At 67.2% G+C, this 11,983-nt stretch carries 7 protein-coding genes and 1 pseudogene; 3 read left to right on the top strand and 5 right to left on the bottom strand.

The annotated features are described in order from the left end of the window. Positions 1-80: 80 nt before the first annotated feature. Positions 81-1,640, bottom strand: a complete 1,560-nt coding sequence (locus tag HWX39_RS13290) for a DHA2 family efflux MFS transporter permease subunit (protein ID WP_175968548.1) — start codon at positions 1,638-1,640, stop codon at positions 81-83. Positions 1,641-2,060: 420 nt separating this feature from the next. Further along, positions 2,061-2,963, bottom strand: coding sequence for a LysR family transcriptional regulator (locus HWX39_RS13285; RefSeq protein ID WP_175968547.1), 903 nt, complete (start codon positions 2,961-2,963; stop codon positions 2,061-2,063). A 146-nt stretch (positions 2,964-3,109) separates the two neighbouring features. On the opposite strand from HWX39_RS13285, the gene HWX39_RS13280 reads away from it, so the two are divergent. After that, positions 3,110-5,140, top strand: a complete 2,031-nt coding sequence (locus HWX39_RS13280; RefSeq protein WP_175968546.1) for an FUSC family protein — start codon at positions 3,110-3,112, stop codon at positions 5,138-5,140. Positions 5,141-5,158: 18 nt separating this feature from the next. Here HWX39_RS13280 and HWX39_RS13275 read toward each other — a convergent pair whose 3' ends face one another. Both HWX39_RS13275 and HWX39_RS13270 read right to left on the bottom strand, forming a co-directional pair. Next, positions 5,159-6,079 (bottom strand): bestrophin family ion channel, encoded by a 921-nt coding sequence (locus tag HWX39_RS13275; RefSeq protein WP_175968545.1) that lies wholly within the window; start codon positions 6,077-6,079, stop codon positions 5,159-5,161. A 12-nt stretch (positions 6,080-6,091) separates the two neighbouring features. After that, the gene (locus tag HWX39_RS13270; protein ID WP_175968544.1) at positions 6,092-8,416 is read right to left on the bottom strand and encodes an FdhF/YdeP family oxidoreductase; all 2,325 of its coding nucleotides are present in this window, start codon (positions 8,414-8,416) and stop codon (positions 6,092-6,094) included. A 152-nt stretch (positions 8,417-8,568) separates the two neighbouring features. On the opposite strand from HWX39_RS13270, the gene HWX39_RS13265 reads away from it, so the two are divergent. Beyond that, positions 8,569-9,990 (top strand): PLP-dependent aminotransferase family protein, encoded by a 1,422-nt coding sequence (locus HWX39_RS13265; RefSeq protein WP_175968543.1) that lies wholly within the window; start codon positions 8,569-8,571, stop codon positions 9,988-9,990. Positions 9,991-10,044: 54 nt separating this feature from the next. On the opposite strand, the pseudogene HWX39_RS13260 reads toward HWX39_RS13265, so the two are convergent. Next, a pseudogene (locus tag HWX39_RS13260) lies at positions 10,045-10,778 on the bottom strand (mechanosensitive ion channel domain-containing protein); the annotation flags it as partial. 307 nt (positions 10,779-11,085) lie between these two features. Here HWX39_RS13260 and HWX39_RS13255 point away from each other — a divergent pair. Then, positions 11,086-11,805: a hypothetical protein gene (locus HWX39_RS13255; RefSeq protein WP_175968542.1), complete on the top strand. Its 720-nt coding sequence runs from the start codon at positions 11,086-11,088 to the stop codon at positions 11,803-11,805. Positions 11,806-11,983: the final 178 nt, after the last annotated feature.

Genomic DNA, 11,983 nt, shown 5'->3' with positions numbered 1-11,983 from the left:
GACGTTTCCGCCTGTATCGATTGCAAGTCTTTATTACGTCGGCGCGTTGCCGCACGGGGCCCGACCGTCGCGCATGCGGATCAATGCGCGCCGGCCGCCGCCGCGTCGGCGTCGCCGCCGCCCGAGCGCGTGGGCTTCGTGATCCAGATCAGCGGAATGATCGCGATGAAGATGATCGCCGACACGTAGAAGATGTCGTTCAGCCCCATCACGGCCGCTTGCGAATCGACCGATGCGTTGAAGAACGCGAGCGCCGAATCGGGGCCCAGGTGCAGCAGCGAACGCGTCGTGTCGACGTGCTGCGCGAAGGTCGGGTTGGTGACGCTCGCCTGTTCGGTGAGCCGCACGTGGTGCAGGATCGTGCGGTCGTTCCACGCGTTGCTGATCAGCGACGTGCCCACCGCGCCGCAGAACGTGCGGCCGAAATTCGACAGGCCGGCGGCGGCGGGGATCTTTTCCGGCGGCAACCCGGACAGGATGATCGACGTCAGCGGCACGAAGAACATCGCCATCGGGATGCCCTGCAGCAGCGTCGGCAGCACGAGATCCCAGCGCGACACGTCGGTGTAGAAGGTCGTGCGCATCATGAAGACAACCGCGAAGCCGACGAACGCGAGCGTCGCGATGTAGCGCGGGTCGGTGCGCGGCAGCAGGCGCCCCATGACCGGCGTGAGCAGGATCGCGAACAGCCCGAGCGGCGCGGTGGCGAGCCCCGAGTCGACCGCGCGGTAGCCGAGATAGCCCTGCATCCACTGCGGCAGCAATACGAGCGTGCCGAAGAACATCCCGTACGCGACCGAGATCGCGATCGTGCCGCCCGCGAAATTGCGCTGCGTGAAGAGCCGCAGATCGACGATCGGGTTGGTTTCGTAGAGCTCCCACACGAGGAAGAACGCGAAGCCGATCAGCGCGACGATGCCGAGCGCGACGACGACGGGCGAGTTGAACCAGTCGAGATCCTTGCCCTTGTCGAGCATGATCTGCAGCGATGCGACCCACAGCACGAGCAGCAACAGGCCGACCGTATCGATCGGCATGCGTTTCGTGGCCGATTCGCGGTCGCGGAACACGATCCACGTGACGGCGGCCGCGAAGAAGCCGACCGGGATGTTGATGTAGAAGATCCACGACCAGTTGTAGTCGTACGTGATCCAGCCGCCGAGCGACGGCCCCGCGATCGGGCCGACGAGCGCCGTCATCGACCACAGCGCCAGCGCGCTCGACGATTTCTGCCGCGGCCACGCGCCGAGCAGCAGCGCCTGCGACAGCGGCGCGAGCGGCCCGGCGACCGCGCCCTGCAGGATCCGTGCGGCGAGCAGCGTCGGCAAGTTCGGCGCGATCCCGCACAGCCACGACGCGAACACGAACAGCAGGATCGACGTGACGAACAGGCGTACCTGGCCGAAGCGCTGCGTGAGCCAGCCGGTCAACGGAATCGACACCGCGTTTGCCGCCGCGAAGATCGTGATCACCCACGTGCCTTCGTCGACCGACACGCCGAGGTCGCCCGAGATCGTCGGAATGGCGACGTTCGCGATCGACGAGTCGAGCACGTTCATGAACATCGCGAGCGATACCGCGATCGTGCCGATCGCGAGGCGGCCGCCCGACAACGGGGCCGAAGATGACGGAGTGGACATGGGTTTCCTGCGTAAGGGGCGTAACGGATGCGGCCCGTTGCGGCGGGCACGCACCGTCGCGCGTGGCCGCGCACGCGCGCGAACGCGACGCAGGCGCGGCGGCTGAACGGAAAGGGACACGCCGCGCGCAACGCAGCCCGGTGGATGGGGCCGATGCGTGCGACGTGCTGCTCGATCGGATGCACGAAGCCGTGGCGGGCTTCGGGAGGCGGGATGCTGCCGGTCAGGAAGGCGGGACGCTGCCGGTCAGGAAGGCGGGACGCGCGTGACGCGCCTGCGGGCAGCGCTCAGGCGGCTGCCGTCGTGTGTGGAATGATTTTGCATCGCGACAGGCTAACGATGTGGCGAGCCGCCATCAACACGGGCCGGCTCATCAATCGATTTCGCTTGCAGCAACAATCGGTGTGCGAACCGTGCCGGTTACGGTGCGGTGCGCCATGCGGTGAACACCTCCGCCAGGAAATCGACGAACGCGCGCACCTTGCTGTCGAGGGTCGCGCGTCGGGGGTACAGCACGTGCAGCTCGACGTCGTCGGTCCGGTGCCAGTCGGGCAGCACGATTTCGAGTTCGTTCCGCTCGAGCCGGCGGGCCGTGTAGTGCGTCGACACCAGCGCGATGCCGCCGCCGCTCGCGGCCTGGCGCAGCACCGTCACCGATTCGTTGGTGATCAGCACCGGCCGCACCGGCACATCGGCCACGTCGCCGGCCGCATTGGTGAGCCGCAGCGTCAGGCCGGGCGCGTCGCGGCCGACGAGCAGCAGGTCGTGCTGCGCGAGATCCTGCGGCGTGGCGGGCCGCCCGGCGCGGTCGAGATAGGCCGGGCTGGCGGCCAGCTTCGCCTGCGACCAGCCGAGCGAGCGCGCGATGTAGCTGGAATCGGTCAGCACCCCGGCGCGCAGCGCCACGTCGAAGCCGTGCTCGACGAGATCGAGCGGGTTGTTGTCGTAGATCAGCACGAGCTGGACCAGCGGGTAGCGCCGGCGAAACTCGGCGAGCGCCGGCTCCAGTTCGAACAGGCCGATCGAGTAGGGCACCAGCACGCGGAGCATGCCCTCCGGCGCCGTGCGCAGCGCACGGGCCTGGCGGTCGGCGTCGAGCAGGATGTCCTCGGCGCGCAGGCAGCGCTCGTAGTAGTCGCGTCCGGCCTCGGTGACGGAGACGCGGCGCGTAGTCCGGTACAGCAGCTGGACGCCGAGATCGTCCTCGAGCTGCTTGACCTTGCGGCTCACGCGGCTGAGCGGCATGTCGAGGTGCGTGGCGGCGGCGGTGAAATTGCCGCGCTCGACCACGCGCAGGAATATCCGGATGCTTTCGAAGTCCATACGGGGTGCGTCAGTGTTCGACTTGCGCGCATCTTACCTTTGCCGGCCGAATCGCTTCGTGCGGCGGCGATTATCCTGCCCGGTGCAATAACGCATCCTGTCCGCGCCTCTTGGTGGCGGCGGCGCGCCCCCCGTAAGCTCGCCGCATGAAATTCGCCTTGCCCCCTCTGCCGCCGCTCGCGGCCGTGCGCACCGCGCTGCGCGACGCCCGGCCCGCGCTGCCGCCCGGCGCCCTCGGCTTCGCATTGCGCAACACGGCCGCGTCGCTGCTCGCGCTCTACATCGCCTTCCGGATGAATCTCGACGACCCGAAATGGGCCGCGTCGACGGTGTGGATCGTCGCGCAGGGTAGCCGAGGAATGGGTTTGTCGAAGAGCCAGTACCGGATTCTCGGCACCGCGATCGGCGCGGCCGTCGCGCTCGTGCTGACCGGTGCGTTCGCGCAGACGCCCGAGCTGTTCCTGCCGGCGCTCGCCGCGTGGATCGGCCTGTGTGCGGGCGTCGCGACCTTCCTGCGCAATTTCCGCGCGTATGCGGCGGTGCTCGCGGGCTATACGGCGGCCATCATCGCGATGGACGCCGTATCCGCGCCGCTGCACGCATTCGACATCGCGACCGCGCGTTTTCTGTACGTGGTGGTGGGCATCCTGTGCGGCGCGGCGTTCGAGACGGTGTTCGCGCCCGGTTCGCCGCTGGCCGACGTCCGCACGCGGCTCGCGCGCTATCTCGATCGCGCAGTGGCCGTCGGCGCGGGCGCGCTGCGCCGCGAGCCGAACGGCGCGGCCGTGCACCGGCTGTTCGCGGACGCGCTCGAACTCGACACGGCGGCCGAGTATGCGGCTGCCGGCGCGCCGCCGGTGCGCAACGCGATCGGCCATCTGCGCGCGGCGGTGCTGGGCGTGCTGTCCGCGCAGGCCGCGGGGCTCGCGCTGCACGAGCACGCGGCGCGCAGCGGCGGCACGCCGGACCCGCTGGTCGCCGATGCCGCGCAGGTGCTCGACGGCGTGGCGGCGTCGGGCGAAGCAGGCGCCGAGTTGACCGCGTTGCGTGCGCGTGTGGACGCCGCGGTGCGCGCCGAGGCCGCCGAGCCGGCCGGCTCGGCCCCGTCGCGTCTGCTCACGCTCGACCGGCTGGCAGCGCTGCTTGCCGGTTTCGACGCCGCCTTCGCGGGCAAGGCGCAACTGGACTGGCCGAATCCTGCGGCGTCGCGCGTGCGCTACGCGTTCCACCACGATCCGGTGCTCGCTTGGCACAACGGGATTCGCGCGTTCATCGCGGTGCTGGTCGCCTCGGCGCTCTGGATCGTCACCGCGTGGCCGTCGGGCGCCGGGTTCGTCGCGATCACGGGCGTGGTCTGCGCGCTGTTCTCGACGCGCCCGAACTCGGTGGGCGCCACCGTCGGCTTCCTGAAAGGGGCGGCCTGCGCGGCGGTCGCGGGCGCGCTCTGCAATTTCGTGCTGCTGCCGGCGGTGTCGGGCTTCGAGATGCTCGCGACCATCCTCGGCGTGTTCCTGATCGGCACGGGCATCGCGATGCGCAATCCGCGCACGGCCGGCATCGGCAGCGGCTTCTCGATCTTCTTCTGGAATTTCACGTCGCCGGACAATACGGTGCGCATCGGCGACGCCGCGTTTCTCAATTCGGCGCTCGCCACGCTGCTTGGCATCGCGTTCGGGGCGCTGGTGTTCGCGCTCGTGTTTCCCGGTGATCCCGGCACGAGCCGGCGGCGCCTGCATCGCGCGGTGCGCGACGATTTGGTTCGCATCGCACGCAATCCACGGGCATGGCAGGCGAGTGCGTGGTTGAGCCGCACGGCCGACCGCCTTGGGCGCGAACTCGGTTTCGCTGGCCGTCTGTCGCCCGCTCTCATCGAGCACGACCTGCGCGATCTGCTAGCGGCCTGGACGATCGGCGACAGCCTGCTGGCGTTGGCGGAATTGGCGGCACGCGAGCCGGCGGCGCGCCGTGCGGTCGCGTTGGTACGGGGGCGGGTAGGGCGCGCGGATTTCGCGCGGCTGGCGCGGACCACCAACGCGGCAGCCCGCATGCTGTTGCGGCGCGTGACGGAGGTCGACAGCGACGACGGCCGCGCGCTGCTGCGCGGTGCGGTGTTGCTCAGCACGATCGCCGAGACGGCGGCCGCGCACGATGGCTTCCTGCGAGGCCGTCAGGAATGATGGCGCGCTCGACGCGCGTCAACTGAGCCGATAAGCCTTGCCCGGCGTCACTTCCGCCGGCAGCGGCTCGCGGTTCAGTTCGAGCAGCGTGCGCTCGATCTGCCGCGTCATCGCGTCGAGTGCGAGATGGTTCGGCCCGTCGCCGAACGGCTCGGCGATCGCATGGGCGATCGCGTCGAGCGCGATCAGCGTATAGGCGACGAACACGGTGACGAACGGCGTCGCCGCGCCGATCGAATCGACGAGGCCGAAAGGCAGCAGCACGCAGTACGCGTAGATGGTCCGGTGCAGCAGCACGTCGTATGAAAACGGGATCGGCGTCGACGCGATCCGTTCGCAGCCGCTCACCATCGATACCAGATCGTCGAGACGCGCGTCGAGCATCCACAGCCGCGTGTCGGAGAGGTGGCCCGCATCGGCGCGCGCGGCGAACGCTTCGCGCAGCGCGTGCACGATGACGACCGGGCGGAACCGCGACGCGGCGATGCGCGCGTAGGCAGCATCGTCGAGCAGCCCGCGCAGGTCGGCGGCCGGATCGGTGCCGCGCAGTTGATGCTTGAGCGCATAGACGAACGCGACGACCGTGCGCACGAATGCGCGCCGCGATGCATCGTCACGGTCGATCGCACCGTAGCAGAGCGCCTGCGACACCAGCGTGCGCGTGGCGGTCAGCACGCCGCCCCACAGTTGCCGGCCTTCGCGGTAGCGTTCGTAGCTCGCGTTGTTGCGAAACCCCGCGAAGATCGCGAGCGTGAGGCCGATCAGCGTGAACGGCGTCGGGTTCAGCGGTACCTTCTCGCCGAGCACGCGGCCGCCGCCCCATACCGCGACGAGGCTGATCGCGAGCGTCAGCACGAGCTGCGGCAGGATGGTCGGCAGCACCGAGCCGTTCCAGACGAGCAGCATCCGCAGCCAGTGCTCGCGCGGACGAACGATCATCGCCGCGCTCCGTCAGGCGGCGATCGACGCCGGCGCGGCCGCGCGATGCAGCAGCACCGGAATCGACTTCGACGTCGGCGTGTTGCACACGTCGCCGACGCTGTCGAGCGGCACGAGCGGGTTCGTTTCCGGGTAGTACGCGCCGATGCAGCCGCGCGGGATGTCGTATTCGACGAGCAGGAAGCCGTCCGCGCGCCGCTCGATACCGTCGTGCCATACGGTTTCCATGTCGACCCATTCGCCGGCCTTCAGGCCGAGCATCGCGAGGTCGTCGCGGTTCGCGAACACCACGCGGCGCTGGCCGAACACGCCGCGATAGCGGTCGTCGAGCCCGTAGACGGTCGTGTTGTACTGATCGTGCGAGCGCGTCGTCATCAGCGTCATCAGCCGTTCGCCATGCAGTGCGCGGGCGCGCTGGATCGGCGTGTCGGCCGGCAGCGCGTGCGCGATGAAGTTCGCCTTGCCCGTCGGCGTGAGCCATTCGCGGTCGCGCGACGCCACGCGCAGGTGGAAGCCGCCCGGCCGCGCGATGCGCGTGTTGTAGTCGTAGAAGCCGTCGAGCGTCGCCTCGATCGCGTCGCGGATCTTCGCGTAGTCGTCCTTGTAGGCCAGCCAGTCGATCTTGCCGCTGCCGAACAACGCATGGCCGATGTGCGCGACGATCGCGGGCTCCGACATCAGGTTCGGCGACGCCGGCTTGTTCATCCCGTACGACACGTGGACCATGCTCATCGAATCCTCGACCGTCACGCCTTGCGCGACGTTGTCCTGCAGGTCGATCTCGGTGCGGCCGAGCGTCGGCAGGATCAGCGCGTCGCGGCCGTGGATCAGGTGGCTGCGGTTCAGCTTCGTCGTGATGTGCACGGAGAGGTCGCAGCGGCGCATGCCTTCCCACGTGCGCGGCGTGTCGGGCGTCGCCATCGCGAAGTTGCCGCCGAGGCCGATCAGTACCTTCACGCGGCCTTCGAGCATCCCTTCGATCGTCTCGACGACGTCGTAGCCGTGGTGGCGCGGCGGTTCGAAGTCGAACACGTGCCCGAGCCGGTCGAGGAACGCCTGCGACGGCTTTTCCTCGATGCCGACCGTGCGGTTGCCCTGCACGTTCGAGTGGCCGCGCACCGGGCACAGGCCCGCGCCGGGGCGGCCGATGTTGCCGCGCATCAGCATCAGGTTCGTCAGCATCTGCACGGTCGCGACCGAATGCTTGTGCTGCGTGATGCCCATGCCCCAAGTTGCGATCACGCGCTCGCTGCGTGCATAGAGCTGCGCGAGGCCGTCGATCTGTTCGTACGGCACGCCGCTTTCGGCCGTCAGCGCGGACCAGCTTTCGTCGCGCAGGTCGTCGGCGAACGCGTCGAAGCCGGCCGTATGCTCGCCGATGAACGCGGTGTCGAGCACGCGCGGTGCACCGGCGGCGCGCGCGGCGTCGTCGAGTTCGAGCACGCGCTTCGCCATCCCCTTGATCAGCGCGAAATCGCCGCCGATCGTCGGCTGGATGAACGTCGACGCGATCTTCGTGCCCGACATCGTCAGCATCTCGAGCGGGCTTTGCGGATCGGCGAAGCGTTCGAGGCCGCGTTCCTTCAGCGGGTTGATCGACACGATCGTCGCGCCGCGCTTCGCGCACTCGCGCAGTTCGCCCATCATCCGCGGGTGGTTGGTGGCCGGGTTCTGGCCGAAGATCAGCAGCGTGTCCGCCTGTTCGAAATCGTCGAGCGTGACGGTGCCCTTGCCGACGCCGACCGACGCAGGCAGCCCGCGGCTCGTCGCCTCGTGGCACATGTTCGAGCAGTCGGGGAAGTTGTTCGTGCCGTACAGCCGCACGAGCAGCTGGTACAGGAACGCTGCTTCGTTGCTGGCGCGCCCGGACGTGTAGAACGCGGCCTGGTTCGGGTCGGGCAGCGCGCGCAGGTGGCGCGCGATCAGCGCGAACGCGTCGTCCCACGCGATCGGCACGTAGCGGTCGGTCTGCGCGTCGTACACCATCGGGTCGGTGAGCCGGCCGTGCTGCTCGAGTTCGAAGTCCGACTGTTCGAGCAGCTCGGTAACCGTGTGCGCGGCGAAGAATTCGGGCGTCACGCGCTTGCTCGTCGCTTCGGCGGCGACCGCCTTCACGCCGTTTTCGCAGAATTCGAACGTCGACGCGTGCTGGCGGTCGGGCCACGCGCAGCCTGGGCAGTCGAAGCCGTCCGGCTGGTTCTGGCGCAGCAGCGTACGGTAGTTGCCGCCTGCGACCTTTTCCTTGATCAGGTTGATCGTGACGGCTTTCAGCGCGCCCCAGCCGGCGGCCGGGTGGGTGTACGGTTCGATGCGCGCGGTGGCGGATTTCTTTTTCATGATGCGGGTGTCGGGGTCGATGGGCGCAGAGTACGCGTGGCCCCCGTCCGGCTGTGTGTACACCTGTTCACTTCAAAAAAGAGTACAGTTGCGGCCATTCAGGCAGTGCGGATCGCAACTGTGTTGTTGAAGGGGAGTTGAAAGGAAAGCGCATGAAGCGTTACGAACAACTGGCCGACGATCTCCAGGCGCAGATCGAGCGTGGCGTGTACCGGCCCGGCGAGCGGATTCCGTCGGTGCGGCAGGCGAGCCGGCAGCAGCAGCTCAGCGTCACGACCGTGCTGCGCGCGTACCTCGTGCTGGAAAGCCGCGGCCTGATCGAGAGCCGGCCGCAATCGGGCTATTTCGTCCGCGCGCGCGCAGCGGCGCCGGCCGAGGCCGAACTGCACATGTCGGCGCCGGCCGCCGAGCCGTCGGCCGTGGACGTGAGCCGTCTCGTGCTGTCGACGCTGCGCTCGATCGCGCGCGACGACGCGGTGCCGCTCGGCTCGCCGTATCCCGAGGCGTCGCAGTTTCCGGTGCAGCGTCTCGCGCGCTATGCGCAGACGATCGGCCGTCGCCGCACGCGCTGGGGCGTGATCGACGATCTGCCGCCCGGCAACCAGGAACTGATCCGGCAGATCGCGCGTCGTTATGCGGAGCGCGGGATCGCGGTCGAACCCGGCGAGATCGTGGTGACGATCGGCGCGACCGAGGCGATCAACCTGTGCCTGCAGGCCGTCGCGAAGCCGGGCGACACGATCGCGGTGGAATCGCCGACGTTCTACGCGATGCTGCACGCGATCGAGCGGATGGGCATGCGCGCGCTGGAAGTCGCGACGCATCCGGGCGACGGCATCGATCTCGACGCGCTCGAACGGATCCTCGAACGCGAGCGCATCGCCGCGTGCATGGTGATGCCGAACTTCCAGAATCCGCTCGGTTTCCAGATGCCCGACACGCGCAAACGCGCGCTCGTCGACCTGCTGGCGAAGCACGGCGTGCCGGCGATCGAGAGCGACGTCTATCACGAGCTGTACTTCGGCGACACGACGCCGAGCGCGCTGAAGTCGTTCGACCGCGACGGGCTCGTGCTGCATTGCGCGTCGTTCTCGAAGAGCCTGTCGCCGCGCTACCGGATCGGCTGGGCGATGCCGGGCCGCTACCGCGACCAGGTCGAGAAGCTGAAATTCCTGAACACGCTGGCCACGCCCGCGATCGAGCAGCTCGCGATCGCCGAGTACCTGAAACACGACGGCTATGATTTCCACCTGCGGCGCATGCGCAAGCAGTACGCGCAACAGGCGAGCCTGATGAGCGCGATGGTGCGGCGTTTCTTTCCGGAGGGCACGCGGCTGTCGCAGCCGCAGGGCGGGTACGTGCTGTGGGTCGAGCTGCCGCCGCAGGTCGATGCGATGAAGCTTTACACGCTCGCGCTCGCGCAGCGGATCACGGTCGGGCCCGGGCACATGTTCTCGGCGGGCACCGACTACCGGCATTTCATCCGGCTCAACTACAGCTATCCGTGGTCGCGGCAGATCGAGGACGCGCTGAAGGTGCTCGGGCGGCTCGCGTCGGAGTGCGCGGCGCGCTGAGTGCCGGGGGCCGCGCGGCAAGCGGCGGCCGACGACCGGCCGCCGTCGCGTGCATCAACCCGCGTGCGGCGCGGGCAGCCCGGCTTGCGCGGCGCCGGCCATCTGCCGCATGTCGAAGCCCGACGGGTGCTGGTACACGCGCAGTCCGAACTCGGGCAGCACGGCGATCAGGTGATCGAACAGGTCGGCCTGGATCGCCTCATAGTCGACCCACGTCGTCGTGTCGGTGAAGCAGTACAGTTCGAGCGGAATGCCTTCGGCGGTGAGCGGCAGTTGCCGCGCCATGCAGGTCATGTCGCGGCGGATGTGCGGATGGCCTTGCAGGTAGTTCGCGACATACGCGCGGAACGTGCCGAGGTTCGTCAACTGGCGGCGGTTCGCCGCACAGTCGCCGGCCGCGCCGAGCGTGCCGTTCCATTGCTCGATCGCGTCGACCTTGTCCTCGAGTAGTCCTTCAGCAGCGTCAGGCGTTCGAGCCGTTCGATCTCGTCGTTGGAGAGAAAGCGCACGCTCGTCGCGTCGACGAACAGCGCGCGCTTGATGCGGCGTCCGCCCGCTTCGGTCATCCCGCGCCAGTTCTGGTAGCTCTCGGTGATCAGCTTCCAGGTGGGCACGGTGATGATCGTGTGATCGAAGTTCGCGACCTTGACGGTGTTCAGCGTGATGTCGATCACGGTGCCGTCCGCCCCGGCCGACGGCATCGTGATCCAGTCGCCGATCCGCAGCATGTCGTTCGACGACAGCTGCACGCATGCGACGAGGCCGAGCAGCGTGTCCTTGAAGATCAGTGTGGTGGAACTCATAAAACCGGCCATATGGAAAGGAATTGGTTCACTGGCGCTTACAAATTGCACAAATTGTTACAAATTAGCGTGTCGGATCTGCGTGTCTGCTGATTGCGTCAACTATTGTGGATGCATGCGCTGACTAGGGTTTAGCCCCGCAACGCGGGCGAATGTGTCACTGAAACATAATGGAAGCGCATCGGCCAGTCGTCGCGCACGACAGGAGGTTCGACATGGTGGTCGAGGTAGCGCAAAACAGCGAGGAGTGGGCTGAAGTAGCGTGTGTGGCGACGGTAAAAAGCGAGTGATCATGTTGCGCTTTGATCCTGCCATGTTGTACTCGCTGTTCGATCGATTGGATACCCCACCCGCGACACGTGAGCAAATTCTCGACGCTTTTCGGCAGCCCGCGCGCTGGATCGTGCCAACGCCTCACGCCGCGCCAAGTCGATTGCCCTGTCCAAAAATGGGGATGCATGTAAATGTGGCCAACGCCATTGAACGCCGGGCCGCGCTCAACTACATGTTTGACGACGAGATATTCGGCTATCTCGACGCCGCGATTCCGCTATGTGTCCAGTACGTGGGGAGGAACGGGCGAACAGTACGCTATAACCATACCCCGTCGTTCCTGGTGATGACAGCCGAGGGACTTTATTTAGACGATTGGTTGCCGTGCTGTCGTGTAGAAAAGCTCGTCACGCAAGGTGGCAGTCGCATTGTTGCCGGGGATGATCAACCGCGCTCGCCTCCGTTCGAGAAGGCAGCGCTCAGCTTGGGCCTGACGTACCGTCTCCGAACGGACCACGAATTGTCCGAGAGAGTAAGCCGTAACCAGGATTTTTTTCGGACTTATTTGCTCGACAGCATGTGCCCCAACCCGGGCTTCGACCGGGACATTGCCGAGTTCTTTCGCTGGAACGGATATGCGACTCTCGAAGAATTGTTCGATGCGATTCCGCATCGCACGAAGGATGAATTTTATTCGGCTCTGGCAAACCGACGAATGATATCTGACTGGTCGAGTTAATTTGTCAAGGACTGCAATCGATTTATGGTCTTCCGGGACACGATCACGCTTGAGGTGTATCGATGTTCGAGCACGCGAGTGACGTCGGAGCGTTTGCCACCTTGGCGTAGGGAATTGTTGTCCATTGGAACGAAAATCTCCCTTGCCGGAACGGCATACACCGTAGCAGCGTCCGGGG

It is taken from the genome of Burkholderia sp. BCC0322 (assembly GCF_902833045.1).
Taxonomy (GTDB): Bacteria; Pseudomonadota; Gammaproteobacteria; order Burkholderiales; family Burkholderiaceae; genus Burkholderia.
The sequence above is the reverse complement of the archived record's forward strand: the minus strand, read 5'-3'. Positions and strand labels throughout refer to the sequence as shown.

What these genes read in the sequence shown, in the direction of transcription:
- HWX39_RS13290 (WP_175968548.1), bottom strand. Translation starts at nt 1,640, where the DNA reads ATGTCCACTCCGTCATCTTCGGCCCCGTTGTCGGGCGGCCGCCTCGCG.
- HWX39_RS13285 (WP_175968547.1), bottom strand. Translation starts at nt 2,963, where the DNA reads ATGGACTTCGAAAGCATCCGGATATTCCTGCGCGTGGTCGAGCGCGGC.
- HWX39_RS13280 (WP_175968546.1), top strand. Translation starts at nt 3,110, where the DNA reads ATGAAATTCGCCTTGCCCCCTCTGCCGCCGCTCGCGGCCGTGCGCACC.
- HWX39_RS13275 (WP_175968545.1), bottom strand. Translation starts at nt 6,079, where the DNA reads ATGATCGTTCGTCCGCGCGAGCACTGGCTGCGGATGCTGCTCGTCTGG.
- HWX39_RS13270 (WP_175968544.1), bottom strand. Translation starts at nt 8,416, where the DNA reads ATGAAAAAGAAATCCGCCACCGCGCGCATCGAACCGTACACCCACCCG.
- HWX39_RS13265 (WP_175968543.1), top strand. Translation starts at nt 8,569, where the DNA reads ATGAAGCGTTACGAACAACTGGCCGACGATCTCCAGGCGCAGATCGAG.
- HWX39_RS13255 (WP_175968542.1), top strand. Translation starts at nt 11,086, where the DNA reads ATGTTGCGCTTTGATCCTGCCATGTTGTACTCGCTGTTCGATCGATTG.